The organism is Clostridium sp., from assembly GCF_034179595.1.
Lineage (GTDB): Bacteria > Bacillota > Clostridia > Clostridiales > Clostridiaceae > Clostridium.
In genome coordinates this window covers 1-18479 of the sequence record NZ_JAXFPT010000033.1, presented here as the reverse complement: position 1 = coordinate 18479, position 18479 = coordinate 1, and the positions used below count along the sequence as shown (strand labels likewise).

The 18479-nt window shown below is 26.7% G+C and carries 21 protein-coding genes and 1 riboswitch; of the genes, 5 read left to right on the top strand and 16 right to left on the bottom strand.

Going from position 1 to position 18479, the window contains the following annotated elements; translation table 11 throughout:
* The 6 genes from ftsH to SPJ33_RS03865 all read right to left on the bottom strand — a co-directional run.
* The coding region (gene ftsH, locus SPJ33_RS03890; protein ID WP_321116666.1) for an ATP-dependent zinc metalloprotease FtsH at window positions 1–1516 on the bottom strand (1516 nt) is incomplete at its 3' end.
* Between the two features lie 30 nt (window positions 1517–1546).
* Window positions 1547–2140, bottom strand: a complete 594-nt coding sequence (lepB, locus tag SPJ33_RS03885; protein ID WP_321116665.1) for a signal peptidase I — start codon at window positions 2138–2140, stop codon at window positions 1547–1549.
* Complete coding sequence (locus tag SPJ33_RS03880) at window positions 2140–2361, bottom strand: DUF3006 domain-containing protein (RefSeq protein WP_321116664.1); 222 nt, start codon at window positions 2359–2361, stop codon at window positions 2140–2142. Before SPJ33_RS03880 ends, lepB (SPJ33_RS03885) begins: the two co-directional genes overlap by 1 nt.
* Before the next feature lie 383 nt (window positions 2362–2744).
* Window positions 2745–3251, bottom strand: a complete 507-nt coding sequence (gene lepB / locus SPJ33_RS03875; RefSeq protein ID WP_321116663.1) for a signal peptidase I — start codon at window positions 3249–3251, stop codon at window positions 2745–2747.
* Between the two features lie 34 nt (window positions 3252–3285).
* Complete coding sequence (lysA, locus tag SPJ33_RS03870; protein ID WP_321116662.1) at window positions 3286–4581, bottom strand: diaminopimelate decarboxylase; 1296 nt, start codon at window positions 4579–4581, stop codon at window positions 3286–3288.
* Between the two features lie 149 nt (window positions 4582–4730).
* Window positions 4731–4899, bottom strand: a riboswitch (Lysine riboswitch).
* A gap of 81 nt (window positions 4900–4980) precedes the next feature.
* Complete coding sequence (locus SPJ33_RS03865) at window positions 4981–5661, bottom strand: hydrolase (protein WP_321116661.1); 681 nt, start codon at window positions 5659–5661, stop codon at window positions 4981–4983.
* A 168-nt stretch (window positions 5662–5829) separates the two neighbouring features.
* Here SPJ33_RS03865 and SPJ33_RS03860 point away from each other — a divergent pair, with 168 nt between their 5' ends.
* A complete protein-coding gene (locus SPJ33_RS03860) occupies window positions 5830–7083 on the top strand; it encodes a DUF1576 domain-containing protein (RefSeq protein WP_321116660.1) in 1254 nt (417 codons plus the stop codon).
* Complete coding sequence (locus SPJ33_RS03855) at window positions 7073–7414, top strand: hypothetical protein (protein ID WP_321116659.1); 342 nt, start codon at window positions 7073–7075, stop codon at window positions 7412–7414. Before SPJ33_RS03860 ends, SPJ33_RS03855 begins: the two co-directional genes overlap by 11 nt.
* Window positions 7415–7465: 51 nt before the next feature.
* On the opposite strand, the gene SPJ33_RS03850 is transcribed toward SPJ33_RS03855, so the two are convergent.
* Window positions 7466–7966 carry an NAD(+) diphosphatase gene (locus SPJ33_RS03850; protein WP_321116658.1) on the bottom strand — a complete coding sequence of 167 codons (501 nt, stop codon included), beginning with the start codon at window positions 7964–7966 and terminating at the stop codon, window positions 7466–7468.
* Window positions 7967–8422: 456 nt separating this feature from the next.
* On the opposite strand from SPJ33_RS03850, the gene SPJ33_RS03845 reads away from it, so the two are divergent.
* The 3 genes from SPJ33_RS03845 to SPJ33_RS03835 all read left to right on the top strand — a co-directional run bounded on the left by SPJ33_RS03845 (window position 8423) and on the right by SPJ33_RS03835 (window position 9607).
* Window positions 8423–8647: a DUF1292 domain-containing protein gene (locus SPJ33_RS03845; RefSeq protein ID WP_321116657.1), complete on the top strand. Its 225-nt coding sequence runs from the start codon at window positions 8423–8425 to the stop codon at window positions 8645–8647.
* 37 nt (window positions 8648–8684) lie between these two features.
* Window positions 8685–8951: a DUF3892 domain-containing protein gene (locus tag SPJ33_RS03840; RefSeq protein WP_321116656.1), complete on the top strand. Its 267-nt coding sequence runs from the start codon at window positions 8685–8687 to the stop codon at window positions 8949–8951.
* A 122-nt stretch (window positions 8952–9073) separates the two neighbouring features.
* Window positions 9074–9607 (top strand): DUF2628 domain-containing protein, encoded by a 534-nt coding sequence (locus SPJ33_RS03835; protein WP_321116655.1) that lies wholly within the window; start codon window positions 9074–9076, stop codon window positions 9605–9607.
* 65 nt (window positions 9608–9672) lie between these two features.
* Here SPJ33_RS03835 and SPJ33_RS03830 read toward each other — a convergent pair whose 3' ends face one another.
* The 9 genes from SPJ33_RS03830 to cls form a co-directional block, all read right to left on the bottom strand.
* Window positions 9673–10617 carry an alpha/beta hydrolase gene (locus SPJ33_RS03830; RefSeq protein WP_321116654.1) on the bottom strand — a complete coding sequence of 315 codons (945 nt, stop codon included), beginning with the start codon at window positions 10615–10617 and terminating at the stop codon, window positions 9673–9675.
* 76 nt (window positions 10618–10693) lie between these two features.
* A complete protein-coding gene (locus tag SPJ33_RS03825; RefSeq protein WP_321116653.1) occupies window positions 10694–11275 on the bottom strand; it encodes a hypothetical protein in 582 nt (193 codons plus the stop codon).
* Window positions 11276–11293: 18 nt separating this feature from the next.
* The gene (locus tag SPJ33_RS03820) at window positions 11294–11950 is read right to left on the bottom strand and encodes a hypothetical protein (RefSeq protein ID WP_321116652.1); all 657 of its coding nucleotides are present in this window, start codon (window positions 11948–11950) and stop codon (window positions 11294–11296) included.
* A 136-nt stretch (window positions 11951–12086) separates the two neighbouring features.
* Window positions 12087–12938: a YitT family protein gene (locus SPJ33_RS03815; protein ID WP_321116651.1), complete on the bottom strand. Its 852-nt coding sequence runs from the start codon at window positions 12936–12938 to the stop codon at window positions 12087–12089.
* Window positions 12939–13075: 137 nt separating this feature from the next.
* Window positions 13076–13720 carry an FMN-dependent NADH-azoreductase gene (locus tag SPJ33_RS03810; RefSeq protein WP_321116650.1) on the bottom strand — a complete coding sequence of 215 codons (645 nt, stop codon included), beginning with the start codon at window positions 13718–13720 and terminating at the stop codon, window positions 13076–13078.
* A 56-nt stretch (window positions 13721–13776) separates the two neighbouring features.
* Entirely contained in the window at window positions 13777–14499 is a 723-nt protein-coding gene (locus SPJ33_RS03805; RefSeq protein WP_321116649.1) for a peptidoglycan recognition family protein, read from the bottom strand.
* A 180-nt stretch (window positions 14500–14679) separates the two neighbouring features.
* Window positions 14680–15618 carry a glycosyltransferase family 2 protein gene (locus tag SPJ33_RS03800; RefSeq protein ID WP_321116648.1) on the bottom strand — a complete coding sequence of 313 codons (939 nt, stop codon included), beginning with the start codon at window positions 15616–15618 and terminating at the stop codon, window positions 14680–14682.
* 134 nt (window positions 15619–15752) lie between these two features.
* Complete coding sequence (locus SPJ33_RS03795) at window positions 15753–16427, bottom strand: TrkA C-terminal domain-containing protein (protein WP_321116647.1); 675 nt, start codon at window positions 16425–16427, stop codon at window positions 15753–15755.
* A gap of 132 nt (window positions 16428–16559) precedes the next feature.
* The gene (gene cls, locus SPJ33_RS03790; RefSeq protein ID WP_321116646.1) at window positions 16560–18095 is read right to left on the bottom strand and encodes a cardiolipin synthase; all 1536 of its coding nucleotides are present in this window, start codon (window positions 18093–18095) and stop codon (window positions 16560–16562) included.
* Window positions 18096–18479: the final 384 nt, after the last annotated feature.

Below are 18479 nucleotides of genomic sequence, written 5' to 3'. Positions count from 1 at the left end.
TTTGAGTTGCTCTTTCAATATCATTTGAAGCACCTGTTGATACTAAGTTAAATACTTCTTCTTCAGCAGCTCTTCCACCTAGCATTACAGTTATTTGATTTAATAACTCTTCTCTAGAAATTAAATACTTTTCTTCTTCTGGTAATTGCATAGTATAACCAAGTGCACCCATAGTTCTTGGTACTATTGTAATTTTATGAACAGGGTCTCCATCTGAAAGTGCTGCAACTAAAGCATGCCCAACTTCATGGAATGCAACTGCCTTTCTTTCCTTAGGAGATAGAATTCTATCTTTCTTTTCTTTACCTGCTATTATATCTTCAACAGCTTCTCTTAAATCGTCTTGGATAACTTCTTTTCTTCCTTCTCTAACTGCCCTAAGTGCTGCTTCATTCATTATGTTTGCAAGGTCTGCCCCAACTGCACCTGGAGTACTCTTTGCAATTTCTTTTAAATCTACATCTGGTCCAAGTTTAATATCTTTAGCGTGAACTTTAAGTATAGCTTCTCTTCCTGGGAAGTCTGGTCTATCAACTATTACTCTTCTATCAAATCTACCAGGTCTTAGTAATGCTTTATCTAATATTTCTGGTCTGTTTGTAGCTGCAAGTATTACTATACCTTTTGATGAATCAAATCCATCCATTTCTGCAAGTAATTGATTTAGTGTTTGTTCTCTTTCATCATTACTTTGAAGTTGGCTATCTCTACTCTTACCAACAGCATCTATTTCATCTATAAATATTATACAAGGAGCCTTTTCTTGTGCATCCTTAAATAATTCTCTAACTCTTTTTGCACCAGCACCAACAAACATTTCAACAAAGCTTGAACCTGCTATTGAGAAAAATGGTACTTTTGCTTCCCCTGCAACTGCCTTTGCAAGTAATGTTTTACCTGTTCCTGGAGGTCCAACTAAAAGAACCCCTTTAGGAAGCTTAGCTCCTATATCTGTATATTTTTTAGGATCATTTAAAAAATCAATAACTTCTTCTAATGATTCTTTAGCTTCTTCTTGTCCTGCAACATCTTTAAAAGTAACTCCAATTTCATCTTGCATGTAAACTTTAGCGTTATTTCTGCCCATAGACATCATTCCGCCACCCATTTTACCTGCCATTTTAGAAAATAACATTCTCCATGCAAAGAACATTATAAGTATTGGTAATCCATAAACTAGCAATAAATCAAGTATTGGTGATTGTTTAGGATTTTGTCCTGTAACAGTAATATTAGCCGCATTTAATTCTTTAAGTAAATCATCATTTGATATATTTGCAGTATATAAAGTTTTGCCTTTATACTCGTTATTGTCTTTTGGTGTTATTATTAAATTCTCATTAGTGATTATGACCTTAGAAATTTGCTTATCTTTAACCATCTGTTGGAACTTAGTATAACTAATCTCTTTATTCATAGAAGTTTCTCTAACATAATTAAAAGACATTATTATTGCTAGAGCTATTATAAAATATATAATACCAGCTCTATTTCTTTTTTTATTTTGCTGTTCCATTTATTACACCTCTTTCTTTTGTATAATTCTCTACTTTAAAAAACCTATTTGACTTAAAGGATAAATCTTAATTTGAGCTTTACCCTGTATCTTATCTGCATCGATATAAGGATCTTTCCAGAAACGTGAGTCATTAGAATTTGCCCTATTATCTCCTAAGAAGAAATACTTTCCTTCTGGAACTTTATATGTTCCATATGACTCTAAAGGATATTCTACATATGGCTCATCCAACTTTTTACCATTAACATAAACTGCTGTTCCATCAATTTTTATTGTATCTCCTGGAAGTCCTATAAGCCTCTTTATTACAGTCTCATTAAGCTCATCAGAGTCAAATACAACAATATCCCCTCTTTGCAATTTTTCTGGATTATAAACTCTAGTTACTAGAAGTCTATCATCAACATTTAATGTTGGTACCATGGATGAACTTGGAATATATACCTTAAATATTAAAAATTTATTTATACATATAGCAAGAACTATAGATATAAAAATTGGTATAACCCAATCAAAAAAGAAATTTTTCTTAGTTTCCTTTATCTTTTTCTTAGACTTAGCAGACTTTTTTACTGTATTGTCTTTTGTATCATCTTTTCCATTATTTTGATCTTCGATCATTACTCCACCCATATTCCTTTCATTAATTCCTTAATATCATTCTTACGTTTTTGGGTCATTTCTTCACTATAATAGTATTTATTATCTTTCTTATACAATACATCTCCAGATTTTATTGAAGATTCAATACTACTTTTTAAAACATTAATCATATCTCCATTTGGAGATTCTAAAACGTAATATTTATCTTCTTCTCTGTCAACTATATATGCATTTTTCATAAATATATCATCACCCTTTTTAACCTTTCTAGAATCTGATATTATGATTAAATTATATCATATATTTTTGTCAATTTTCTTTCAGTACATTTAATTTTATTAAAAGTTAATTAAGCCTTGTGTAATTATGTGTGTAAATTTAAGATTATCTTTTTTATGTATTTTTATAGGAATCTAAATGGTTTATATGAGAATTATATATTTTAAGATAGTTTATCTTTCATTTTACATTAATATATATATAATTTCAATATTTATATAATACAATATTAATTAACCTTTAACACAGTTTAATTTATCGCCTATATTTTTCAAATAAGTATAACTAAAATAAAAAGAAAGATATATTTAAAATTTTAAATATATCTTTCTTTTTATTTTTTTTAATCTACGCTACCAAAACTTCTAAGCGGATATAATCTCAGTTGTACCTTTCCTTTTATATTACTTTCATCAATATATGGATCTTTCCATTCTCGTGAGTCATAAGAGCCTTCTCTATTATCTCCTAGAAAAAAGTATTTATTTTCAGGAACTTTAAATTTTCCAACATACTTATCCTTATATTTTACATAATCCTCTTTAAACTCTTTCCCATTTATATATAATTTTTCTCCCCTTATATCTATTTCATCTCCCGGAAGTCCAATAAGCCTTTTTAAAAGTAATTCATCTTTTTCATTGCTTTTAAAAACTACTATATCCCCTCTTTTTAAGTTCTCATAATTGTAGACTCTAGTTACTAAGAATTTTTCTCCAATATTTATAGTAGGCTTCATAGAACTTGTATTTACATCTACTTTTATTATCAAGAATTTATCTATCATTATAGCTAAGATAATAGCTATAATCATAGGTATTGCCCATTCCTTTATAAACTTAGTCCCCATAACTTTTTCCTCTTTATACCCTTTAGTTAAATTTTTACATTAATTCATTTTTTATTATATCATCATAGCTCTCTCTTTTACATACAACCCTAGCTTGCCCATCATTAACCATAACCACAGCTGCTTTTGGTATCTTATTATAATTATTTGACATTGAATATCCATATGCTCCAGTTGACATAACTGCTAATAAATCTCCACTTAAAACAGATGGTATTTTTATAGCATTTAATAATATATCTCCAGACTCACAACATTTTCCAGAAATCGTCACTTTTTCTTTTGAATCATATATAACTCTATTTGCAACTATACATTCATACCTAGCATTATATAATGCTGGTCTTATATTATCCGTCATTCCACCATCTACTGATACATATTTTCTTATTGATGGTATATCTTTTATTGATCCAACTGTATATAAAGTAATTCCTGCATTTCCTACAATCGATCTTCCTGGTTCAATTATAAGCTTTGGAATATCTAAATTTATCTCATTGCATACATCATCAACTTTATTTAATATAGCATTACAGTAATCTTTTGTAGATTTAGGCTTATCATCATCACTATAATAAATTCCAAATCCACCTCCAAGATCTAGTTCTTTAATCAAATATCCTGTTTCATCCTTTATTCTTTTTATTAAATTTAACATTATTTCAGCTGCATCTTCATATGGCGTTAACTCAAATATCTGTGAACCTATATGACAATGTAATCCACATAAATTTACATTTTCTAATTCTATAGCTCTTTTTATTGAATTTATTATATTATCCCCTATTGGAGCAAATCCAAATTTAGAATCTATTTGTCCTGTCTTGATGTATTCATGAGTATGTGCCTCTATTCCCGGTGTTATTCTAAGATAAATATTTTGGATTCTTTTATATTTTTTAGCTATTTGATTTAGTTGCTCTATTTCAAACAAATTATCAACTACAAATCTTCCAACGCCTAATCTAACACCCATTTCAATTTCTTCTAATGTTTTATTGTTACCATGAAATAATATCCTATCTAAAGGAAAATCTGCTTTATACGCAGTATATAACTCTCCCCCTGACACGACATCTAAATAAAGACCTTCTTCCTCTATAATCTTACACATTGCAAGAGTTAAGAATGCTTTTCCTGCATATGCTACTCTATTTCCTCTCTCTTCACACTTAAAAAAATCAATATAATTCCTACAATTATTTCTTAATAATTCTTCATCTATTACATATAAAGGTGTCCCAAATTTCTCAGCTAGTTTTGTTGCTTTTATTCTTCCAATTACCAATATATTTTCTTCTGTTGTCATACTACCAAATAGTTTCATAATGATTCCTCCACTTTATTTAAGTAAAACAAAACGTCACAGAATAAACTGTGACGGGTAATAGCGTGTGATTATAAGATTTCTTTATAGATATAAATATTAATATTATAAAAATCTTTATTTATAACATTAGTATTTATTATATTCTCAATCCTTGTAGCTCTCCACGATATGTGACAGTGATACATATATTATATGCATCCCCAGAATAATTATTTTTGCTAATAATTAAACTTCGGCTAATTTCCCTTTCATCTTTTATCTTAGTTTGCAAAACTCCTAAAGATTACTCTTGATTTTAGCACCTCTACCCTAGGTTTGTTTTTCTACTTATTATTTTATTCATTTTTTAATATAATACCACATTTAAACAAAATTACAATAGTTTAAGATTTTATTTTATATTTTTCTTTCTCTATAAACATCCATTAAGCTACCCATTATTTCAGCTGATGATGGTGGTGTATAACTTATTGCATTTGCTCCGGCTTCTATTGTTGCTTCAATACTCTCTTGTGTTGAACCACCAGTTGCTATTATAGGTACTAAAGGATATTTTTCTCTTATCTTTCTTATTATATTAGGAGTATTTTTTCCACCTGATACATTTAAGATAGTTGCTCCAGAATTCAATCTCTCTTCTATATTTGTTTCTTCTGAAACAACAGTTACAACTACTGGTATATCAATTGTTTTTCTTATTCTTTTAACTATACTATTTGAAGTTGGAGCGTTAACTACAATTCCTATAGCTCCTTTAAATTCTGCATCTAATGCTAAGTTTATAACTCTTCTTCCTTGAGTTATTCCTCCACCCACACCACAAAATACTGGAACATCTGCTGCTGTTACTATAGCTTCAGTAATTTTAGGTTGTGGAGTAAAAGGATATACCGCCATTATTGCATCTGCATTTGTATTTTTTATCATCGCAACATCTGTAGAAAACATTATAGATTTAATTCTTTTTCCAAATATTTTTATTCCACTACATTTTCTTATAGCTGCTGGCGCTTCAATTATGTGATTTCTTAAAGTACCTAAAATCTCAGGTACATATTTTTCATTATCCTTAGTCATCTTTATTCCTCCGAAAAATATGTATTAATTCTATATATTACTTTATTATATATCTAAGTTCTATTTGTGAAAATACACTAATAAATTTTTTAATTATTTTATAGTTAATATAGTAGATATTATAATATAATACTTATGAATAATAAAACAAAGTGAGGTGAAAAGACTGTGATTGAAAAGAAAAAGTTCTTCTTACCATATAGAAATTTATTAACTATATACTTATTTTTTATAGTTACAGCCTTTTTTATTAATTCACCCCAAGAAATATTTAATGGTTTAAGAAGAATTATTTTATGCCCTGATATATTAATTACTGACTATGTAGAAATTGGAGGTATAGGTGCTACATTAGTAAATGCTGCATTAACAAGTATATCAAGTATAATTATATTGATTATAATAGGTATAAAACCAAATGGTTCAACGATAATGGCTCTATGGCTTATGACTGGATTTTCTTTCTTTGGAAAAAATATTTTTAATATATGGCCTGTTATGTTTGGAGTATATCTTTTTGCAAAATATGAAAGAAAACCTTTACTAAACTATACCTTAGTCATGCTTTTATCAACAACACTAGCTCCAACAGTTAGCCAAATTAATATACTTTCTGATAATATATTTATAGGATTGCTTTTAGGTTCTATAATTGGGATTATTAGCGGATTTATTTTAACTCCAATAGCTACTCATTGTATTTCATCCCATTCTGGGTACAACCTATATAACATAGGATTTGCATGTGGGCTTCTTGGAACTTTATTGATGTCATTATTTAGATCTATAGGAATAGATTTTAATGCTCAATTAATTTGGAGTACTGGAAATAATAAATTTTTCCTTGTATTTATGTTAATAATATGCTTTTATTTAATAATAGTTGGTTATTATTATGGAAATGATAATGTAAGTAATTTGAAAAAAATAAGAAAACAATCAGGTAAACTTATATCAGATTTTTATTTACTTTTTGGCTATACTGCCTATATTAATATGGGTATAGTAGGTTTATTTTCTACATTTTATTTACTAATAATCGGTGGAACTTTAAACGGCCCAACAATTGGTGGTATATTTACTATAATAGGTTTTGGATGCTTTGGAAAACATATAAAAAATATAGTGCCAATTATGATAGGTACAACCATTGGAGGATTTATAAGTATACATTCTTTAACTGATCCTGGAATATCACTTGCTATACTTTTTAGCACTTGCTTAGCTCCTATTGCTGGTAAATTCGGTTGGAAACTTGGAATCCTTGCTGGAATTTGTCATGCAGCATTAGTTACAAATGTAGGTTATTTACATGGAGGATTAAATCTTTATAATAATGGTTTAGCAGGTGGCTTTGTAGCCATGATTTTAATACCAATTATCACCACATTCAAGAAAGAGGTTCGTACAGATGAATTTTAAAGTTGAAAAAAATCTTAAGATAATAACTGAATTAATGTCATTTTGCTATCATTTTTCTGCTAAAGACATAACAGTAAATATAAAAACTATAGATAACACATCTAATATAGTATTAGATGCAATAATTAAAGATTTTCCAAAAGATGATTATGATAACTTAATTCAAGCATTAAGTATTCCCCGCCAACATGAAGTTGAACAATATTATTGGCATCTTGGTGGAGAAAGCGAATTCGATTGTGAACTTTCTCTTGTAGGAATGATGGTTGATAATACAAATATTAAATATGAAAATGATAGACTTCATATAGAACTTCAAAGATTAGAATAATACAATAAGGAAACATTACCTTAGTAGTGTTTCCTTAAATTTTATATTTTTTTAGCTATTTTTTTCTCTAAGTTCAATAATCTTTTTAACAACTTTTGTACCAATTTTGTCTTCTTTCATTTCTGATAAAGCATTATCTATCCTTACCCATCCAATCTCTTCAACTTCATCAGATTTCTTTATTTCACCTGATTTATATTCAGCCATAAAAGTTATCATTAAAAGTTCCTTACCTTCTACAAAGTCAGAACCTAAATATTTTATATTTTCAACCTCTATTCCAGCCTCTTCAATAACTTCCCTAGAAACTGTATCTTCTGCACATTCATCTTGATCTATATATCCAGATATCAATACTTTTGAATTTTTATATATATAACTTTGTTTTAATAAAAGAATTTCATCACCTTTAACAACTCCAACAACTATACATGGTTTTGGAGTATCAAAATATAATATATTATCAACTGAACAATATGGAACTTCACCTTCATCCCAACAACTAAACATCTCTAATTTCCTTCCACACTTTGGACAAAATTTATATTTCATATACTTCTCCCTCTTATAAAATTAATTATATTTTCCACTTATAATTATACCCAATTTACCGCTTAAAAACATTACGCTTTCATCCACAAAAGTTATCAACAACCTGTTGATAATGTTAATTATTTTTAAAGCTTTTCCATAAATTATACAGAATACGATATATTGTTACAATATACTACTTTTATACCTATATATTGTACAAGTATGCTATATAAAAAATTTTCAACCAAAATATAGTTATCCACAAACCACTAATACTTATCCACATTTTCCACACTACTCCCACTCCCCCCTAAATTTTAATATTTTTATTTACGATAAATATATTAAATTTCACTCTATATAACTATTGTTTTAGTTAAAATTTATATAAAAAAATTAAAGGTATAAAAAATTGATTTAATTAAAAGACTAATATATATGTAAGGAGTGATGATTTTGAGTGATAAAAAAATAATGACCTTCAGAGATGAAAATAATAATAAAATTGACTATGAAATTTTAAAGCAAGTTTTGATATGTGGATCAGAATATGTTGCATTATCCCCAGTTATATCTAATGAAAAAGTAGAATTATATAAAATAAAATTCGATAAAGATTGGAACGAATCTCTTGAAGAAGTTTCATCTGAAAAAGAAATTAGTATGTTTGAGCAAGTTTCAAAGATTAAAGTTCATTAATAACTAAAATATTCTATATTAAATGGAGGATACTATTATGGATAATGAAATAAAAAATGTATTACCTGAAAATAATGCAAAGGAAATTACAAAAATCATAAAGTATGGTAGTAGAATTATAGGTTATGAAATTGAAAATGGACACCAATTAGATAAAGCAGCAGCAATTGAAATGGCTAAAAAAGGAGAAATTAAAGGAGTTACTGTTGGTATTTCTTCTAAAGGTGATGAATATTTAAGAAGCTTATCTGACGATAATGAAGAAAATAATTTGCGCAACTTACCAACCATAAATGTTAGGTAATAATCACAAATTTAAACTTTCTTTTAATAGTAATTTTATTTAATAAATTTCTATATTTTATTAAAATTTATCTAGTATACTCATATTAAAGCAAAAACAAATTATAGAAAGAAGGTTTTAATATGAGTTCTACAGAAAGTTTCAATAAAAATATTGATACAGATTTTACAGATTCTGATTTCATTAATTTTATTGGATTAAGAAATACAGAATACTATTTTAAAAAGTGGAAAAATAATAAGGATAAAGGCTTATTCGCATCATGGAATTGGGCATCATTCTTTTTAGGTTTATACTGGCTATTATACAGAAAATTATATGCTTGGTTTGTAGGTATTGCTATTATAGATACTATATGTATTACATTAATAAGTGTTTATAGTCCAATTATAGCTGGATTAATTCCATTAATTATCGCAATACTTTTAGGTATATTTGGTAATTCTATATACATAAAACATTCTAAAAAGAAGATAAAATCTTTAAAGACATTCTTTGATGAATATGGTGATACTAGAGAAGCATTAGAAGCTAATGGAGGTACTACTTTAGTTGCTCCTATAGTTTTATTAGCAATGTCAACAATTATTACTATAGCATCAACTATGCTTTTTACTAGTTTTTTATCATCTTTATTTTATAGCTTTTCATTTTAATATAACTATATAAAAAAAGATAAACAATACTTAAGTATTGTTTATCTTTTTTTATGAATATTTTTCTATATCCTAAATCTATTAAAATAATTTATCATTTCATCTAAACATTTTTGCGATTCTGGAAGACTTTGATCTAGTTGATATATATGCCATAGTTTCTTGTGACTTTTATCAAATGAAAGCATCTTGTAAGCTACATTATTATTAATTAAAGCACTTTTTATATCAATACTTTCACCATACATAGGATCACTTTCTACAGTTGTTATAAAGGTATTTGGAAAATATTTTGTTATCTTTTTAGATATAGATAATTCATCTATAATCTTAGAATTAAAAACATCTTCTGTATTTAAAAGCATTTTAGTAAATTCACTCATTATAGGTACTCTTACATTATGAAATCTAGTATAATAACATGTTCTTAAATCATTTAATCCACACAATATCCCTATAGCACGTAATTTATCTTTAAATAAAACTTCTATATTATATTTTTCCTTATATGTATTAATCATTTCTTTATTTGAACATAAGGCTCCAATTAAACCAGTAATATGTCCACCAGCTGAATCTCCTACAATAAAAATATTATTTATATCTCCACCATATATTTTTGCATTTTTATATATCCAATTTGCTCCTTCTATACAATCTTTAATAGGTGCTGGATGAGGTTTATTTGCTGTTAATTCATAATTGATATTAAAAACAATAAATCCTTTTCCTGAAAGTAAGCTACAAAAATTTCTATATATGCTTTTATCACCAACAGCCCATCCTCCACCATGATAATAAATTATAATTGGTAATGACTTTGATATAAACTTTGGTTTATGTATATCTAGTTTACAAATATCTTTTTTCTTATCATATTGAATATCTAATATAGAACTTATATTGTTAGGAACTTTACATTTTTTATCTTTATAAGAAACTAATATATGATTTATTAAATTGAATGCTTTAACATGTACTCTTCTTGAATACCCTTTAATTATATTCATAAATTAACCTCCCTTAAACTTATTATACTTTTAAGAGAGGTTAGTTATTCAATAAAGATTTAACTACAAACTATACTTATGATATTACTACTTCTGGATTTAATCCTCCTAACATGGCTTGTAATACTTCTTTATCATTTTGTATCTTCCATTTTCCATTATCCTTTTTAAGTACAACTGTTACATTTGTAGTGACCATTTCATTAGTTTGATTTTCTATTGCAGTTATAAATGCATTATCAAAGTCTCCACCTACTGCATCACCATCCATAGTATTATCATTTAAAGTTGCCTGACTAATTCCAAGAGATTTAACATTTTGCATATATTCATCATAAATTTGTGAACCATTAAGTGCTGTTACCTTAACATCAACTTTTACTTCACTTCCACTTTTTTCTGTACTTAATATTTTGTAATTTATATTGCTTCCCCAATACTTAAGAGCATCTATTCTTTCTTTATCATAATCTTCAAATTGCTTTATTGATTTTTGTAATAGCCCTGTACCTTCTACATACTCATTTGCTGTGCTTAAATCCATATTTTTATATGCATCAAAAAACTTTTCAACACTATTTTTTGCTGAAGTTTCTGCACAACTAACAAGAGACACTAGCATAATTGCAGAAATTATTACTAATATAAATTTTTTCATTTTAAATCACCTGCATCTTTATTTAAGTTGAAACTTTTGAAAATCAAATCCACCATAAAGTGCACTTAAAAGATCATTATTACCAATTATATACCACTTGCCGTCTTTATTTTCCATTCCTAAAGTAACTGTACTTTTTATCATTTTATTATCTTTATTTTTTATTGAATTTATTAATGCTTCATTATATTGTTCATTATATTTCTTCTTAATTTCTTCATCCTTAGTAGATAAAATTTTCATTTTTAAAGTAAGTAAATTATTCATATAATTACTATATACTTTATCACTATCAATACTTGATATATCCATAATAACTTCTGCTGATTTGTTAGTTAATGTTACAGAATTTATTTTATAATTAATTTTTTCATTCCAATACCTTACTGCTTTTTTTTCTCCATCTGTTAAACTTGCATAATGTAACTTATCTATATCTTTATAATCATTATCGACTAAATAACTTTCTGCTCCATTAATATTGCAGTCTTTAACATCAGAAAAAAATTTATTTATAGTGTTTTCAATTTCAGTTTTTTGGGCTTTTTCTTCATTTGTTTCCTGTTGAACTTCTTTTTTTGTATCTTTATTATTTGTATTATTATCTTTGTTTCCACATCCAGCTAAACTAAATATCATTCCTAAAATCAATACTGGTATAATTAATTTTTTCACTCTAAACTCCCCCTTATGAAGTTAATTATATCAAGAATTATCAAATATGATTATTAACTTAATTATTTTTTACATTAATTTTACTAAAACAAAAAAATGTTAGTAAATATAAATTGTATTTACTAACATTTTATTCTTATACTCCACTTACTTTAAGAAAATCTTTCCCTTGAACTTCTTCGATTTGACCTATTGTATAGAAAGCTTCTGAATCAACACATTCTATAAATTGCTTAAGCTTTTCAAGTTCTTTTTTACTTAAAACTGAATATATTATTTTCTTTTCTTGTTTACTATATAATCCTGATCCTTCAAGAGCAGTACATCCACTTCTTAATTCAGTCATTATGAATTTAGCTATCTCTTCATTTTTATCACTTATTATTGTAATTTCTTTTTTCTGATTTAAGAAAGAAATTATCTTATCTATAAGAGGTCCATTTAATAGTACTGATAAAAGTGCATAAAAACCTTTATCTACACCAAATGTTATTGCTCCTAAAAATGTTACTAAGAAATCAACACATAATAATGAAATTCCCATATTGAAACTTGTATACTTATTTAATATTTTAGCTAAGATATCTGTTCCTCCAGTTGATGCATTCACATTAAATACCATTGCAAGACCAATTGCTGTTAAAACTGTTCCAAAAACTGATGAAATTAATAAATCTGTTGTCAAAGCCTGTGGATGTATAAATGCGTCCATAAACCATAATAAAAATGATAGTCCAAAACTAGCATATATTGTTTTTAATCCAAAATCACCACCAACAACTATAAATGCTATTACAAATAAAATTATATTCATTATAAGTGTTAATACACCTACAGTTAATGAAGGAAAATAGTGACTTATTACGACTGCAAGACCTGAAACTCCACCAGCTGCTAAATTATTAGGTATAAAGAAATACTCAAGTGCTACTGCAACTAATATTACACCTAATGTTATAATTCCGTATTCTTTTATATTTTGCTTCAAAATTCCACTCCCCTAATATATATTTACTGAATTCTTCTTTTAGTTAAACATAATATTAGGATAACAGATTTTTTTTATTTATAATAGTAATTTTCATAAAAATAATTGTTTTTTAATCTTTGCTTAAATAATTGTTTTTATTCTTGCAAATCATCTACAAGTGAATCTATCTTGGATATCGCCTTATATTCTGCATCTATTTTTGAATCTCTTTCATCTCCTGTTCCATCAACAAGTAATTCTTTAAATGTTTTTATTCCCAAAAACTTCATTATATCTTCTACGTACTCAACACCTTGGCTTATTTTACCTCTTAAAAGCCAAGGCACAGCTCCTCCTGATGATTGAACATAAACCATTTTTCTTACTTTATCATCTAATAGTCCTTTTACTTTATTTTCAGTTATACTCATAGTTTTATCCAATTGAACTATACAATCAATGTATTCTTTTAATGGTGCTGGAAATGAAAGGCTCCACATTGGAGCTGCAATTACATAAAGATCTGCTGATATAAATTGATTACATAACTCATTAATTCTATCCACTTCTTTTTTATCTTCTTCAGTTAATTTATTATATTCTTCTCCACCTACAACTGAATTTCTTGCTTTAAAATAATTGTATTTTAATCTTGGTATATGTTCATCATATAAGTTTAACTCTTCTAATTCACATCCTTCATTTGCTTCTAATAGTCTATTTACAAGCTTTCTAGATACCTTTCTACTTGATGATTCTTCTTCTGGTTTGGAGTTTACAATTATATATAATAATTTCATAAAAAACACCTCTTTAAAATACTTATATATTTTAGTATTCTTTATAAATTAAGTATTTATTCTAATAAACCTTCAATATTTTTTATTATTTCTGATTTAATCTCATTAATATCTACATTTCCTCCTGGACATAAGGTTTTATTACAATCTCGATGTCCTAATACATCTTCAATATTATATTTTATTATTAGATTCGAAGATAACTTAGCTAAGCTATCAACTTGCTCTTTCGAAGGGTGTTCTTTTTGATAATTTCCCTCTAAACATATACCTATACTTGTTGCATTTTCATTAATCGCATGAGCTCCCTTTAACTTTTCATCTCTTCCTTTATATATTGTTCCATCCTTTTTTATATAATAATGATATCCTATACCTTCATATCCTTTATCAAGATGCCACTTATGTATAGTTTCTGGTGATGCTATACTAATAGCAGCATGATGTATTATTAATTTTTTAGGGTTGTTATACTCTAATTCCCCCCTATTCCACTCATAATTTATTTCTTTTATATCTAAATCTTTATCTAATTTATCCAATTTTTTAACTAGTAATTTATTCTTAATCTTATAACTACTATTATTAATAAGAAACAAAGAATATCCATTAATTGAAGAGCTATTATGTATGATATATCCTCCAATACTTATTAAAAGTATAAATAATATAACCCTATAAGTTCTTCTTCTCCTTCTTCTCATAAGCCTTTCAAATTCAATTTTTCTTTTATTAAAACTTTCTATATTTTTAGACCTATTATAGCTTGTATTACCCACTATCTATTCCCCTTTAAGAATCTTAAATATCCAATTAACTTATTTAATATAACTTTCAATAAGCATAATTTTAGCATTTTATACAAATTATTTCAAATTGCTTATTGTCTTACTATAATTTAAATACATAAAAAGAGACTAGAATAAATCTATTCTAATCTCTTTTTATGTATACATTATTTATTTTTCTTGTGGACCTTCATATTCATCTATAAAATATAGTGGTCTATTCTTAACTTCTGTAAATATTCTTCCAAGATATTCTCCTATAACACCTAAGAATATAAGTTGTATACCACCCATTAATAGCATTATACATATAAGACTTGAATATCCAGGTACATCAACACCTAAAATAAGCGTTCTTAAAATTATGTATATCATATAAATAAATGATAAAAATGCAATTAAAGATCCTACTATAGTTGCAAGTCTAAGTGGTGCTGTAGTAAATGATGTTATTCCTTCAATAGCTAAATCTATAAGCTTTAGGTAATTCCATTTTGTTTCCCCAGCTACTCTTGGATCTCTATCAAATTCTATAGCCTTCTTTTTAAATCCTATTAAACTAAACATCCCCTTAGTATATCTTTGCTTTTCTGGGAATTGTCTTAATGCTTCTATAGCCCTTCTACTTAAAAGTCTAAAGTCTCCAGTATCAGTTTGGATTGGAACTCTTGATACTGATTGAAGTATTTGATAAAACTTTTTTGATGTGAATTTTTTTAGCCAAGTTTCGCCTTTTCTGCTTTTTCTCTTAGCATAAACATCATCATATCCTTCTTCATAATACTTTAACATATCTACTATTAATTCTGGTGGATCTTGAAGGTCTGCGTCAATGATAGCTGTAGCATCTCCCGTTACATAGTCAAAAGCTGCTCCCATAGCCACTTCTTTACCGTAATTTCTTGAAAGATTAACATAGCACACTCTAGGATCTGTTTTTCTATATCCCTTTACAATTTCTAAAGAATTATCTTTACTTCCATCATTTACAAATAAAAACTCTAATTCATAATTAGGTATCATTTTACCAAGTCCGACAAGTCTTTCATATAAATATGGAAGTGATTCTTCTTCGTTATACATTGGTATTATTATAGATAACTTTTTCATTTTTATCTCCTTCTAACAATATTTATAAATTCTATAAACTTATAAATATTGTTATTTAACTTTTATCATACTTACTTTCTTACTATAAGATTATAATTTACTTATTAATACATTTCAATACATATATTGCCATATTATTTAAATACATGGTCAAATTTACTCTTTATATTTTTTATATTGCCATATACAGTTAAATTATCATATACTTCAAATTCATAATCCGGAGTTGGAAAATTTATAAATTTATCTCCTTTATCAATATTTAATACTTCTATTTCTAAGTCTTTAAGTCCACTATTTATTATAGTTTTTCCTATTATTTCATCACCTTCTGGTAAGTAAATTTCATATATACCATAACCTTTAGTATTTGTTATCAATGTTAAGTGCTTTTTATTCATTTTTTCCCATAATTTTGTTTTTAAAACTAATTGTTCAATTTTTGATTCAAATTTTTCAAGAAGAGATAACTTATGTATAAATGCTACAACTATAAGAAAAATTATTGTAACTGAAAAAGCTCCTATACTGGTTACTTCATCTGAAAGCATCTTTACAAAAAATGATATAAAAGTAGCAGTACTAACATAACTTATTATCATAAGCCAACTTGCAAATTTCCTTCTTAATGGGTTTTGTACAATTATTTCACTTTCTTTTGTTGTAAAGCCTGTACTTGTTAATAATGATATAACTTGAAATCTAGCTTTTTTCATAGGCATTCCTGTCAATCTAAAAAGAATAGAAAAAAAATCTATGACTATAAGAAATATTGTCATAAACAAAATAAAAGTTAATATTAAAACCATATTTCTCCTCCCTTTACATCTTTAAGGCCAATTATATAATATGTATATTTTCTCTATATGAATTTTTTGTAAATTAGAATTCATACTAACACAAAAAAGCCTCTTTATTAATTAAAATAAAGAGACTTTAACCTACATAAGCGGTGCAAATACCCTAAGTATTGCAGTTAATATTCTGTCGTGTAACTTAACATGTCTACAATCTTCAAGAGTTATCCTAACACAATTTTCTAACATATTCATATAATCTTCTTTTATTTGCATTACAGATTTAGTTTTATATAACCAAACTCCACACTCAAAATGAAGATAAAGACTTCTATAATCGAAGTTTATTGTACCAACAGTTCCAACTATGTCATCTGATACAACAGTTTTTGAATGTACAAACCCTGGAGAATATTCATATATCTTAACTCCAGCTTTAATTAATTGTGGGTAATATGCTTGACTTACTATATGTGCATACCACTTATCTTCAATATAAGGATTTATAATTCTTACATCAACCCCATTTTTAGCTGCCAAAGTAAGTGCTGTTACAAGTTCATTGTCTATTATTAAATAAGGTGTACTTATGTATACATAATGTTCTGCTTTGTTTATTATATTTAAATATACATTTTCTCCAACCATTTCATCATCTAGTGGACTATCTGCATAAGGTTGTACATAACCATCACTTTCAATATCTAATTTATGCTCGTCTAGAACCCTATAGTCATTATAATTAATCTTTTCTCCACTAATAAATGTCCATATTTGAAGAAACATTACAGTTAAATTCCAAACAGCCTCACCTTTTATCATGATAGAAGCATCTTTCCAATATCCAAATCTTACTATCTCATTTATATACTCATCAGCTAAATTTATTCCACCAGTAAATGCAGTATGTCCATCAATAACAGTTATTTTTCTATGATCTCTGTTATTTAATACTATAGATAAAAATGGAACAAACGGATTAAATACCTTACATTTAATTCCCCTTTTTTCAAGTTGTTCATTATATTTATAAGGAAGAGTTGTAAGACATCCAAAATCATCATATATCATTCTTACATCTACTCCCTCTTTAACCTTTTCCTCTAAAATATCTAATATAGTATCCCACATCTTACCTTCATTAACTATGAAATACTCCATAAATATATATCTTTTTGCTTTTTTTAATTCTTTTATTAAACAATCAAAAAACTCTTCTCCTGGTGAAAGATATTCTGTTGTTGAATTCTTATAAACTGGTGAAAGAGCATATTTACTAGTATATCTAGCTTGATTTGCAATAGATTTATCTATGCTTTCTAATTCCTCTATTACACTCTCATCTTGAACAAGCATATCTTTAGACTCGTTATATACAAGCTGAACTTTCTTTTTAAATTTAGAATTCATCTTTTTTCCACCAAAGATTAAGTAAAATAATCCACCAAAAATAGGAAATAACAATACTGGTATAGTCCATGCCAATTTATATGAAGGATTATCTGTTCTACTTAATATATAAAGAACAACTAATAAACTTATAATAAAAAAGAACACATATAAATAAACAAAAGATTCAGTAAGCTCCCATATCCCAAACAAGAGAACTACTAGTTGAAAAAGTATTAATAGGCCAGTTATAACCAATCTACTAAATAATAAATCAAATATTTTTCTCATCTATTCCTCCTTAAAATATATTTCTATACTATTGTAATATATTATTTTATATATTCAACTTTATAGTTGTTTGTAAGATTTCTATGTATCTAAAAATATTAAAGATTTATTTATAAGTATACAATTAGTTTATATCTTTTTATTTTTAGACTCTGTTAGCTTACTTCGTGATAATTATAATAAAAAACAACCATACCTTAGAAATTTCAATTTCTAAGGTATGGTTGTTTAATTTGTTGTAAGTAGTTCGTATTATATTAAATTTGTGAAGTAATCGGATATCAATATATGACATTATCATATATACTTATTTGAAAACAAAAATCTAAAGTAATATGCAAATAAGTATGGTGAGAAAACAATATAAAAATATAGATATTAATA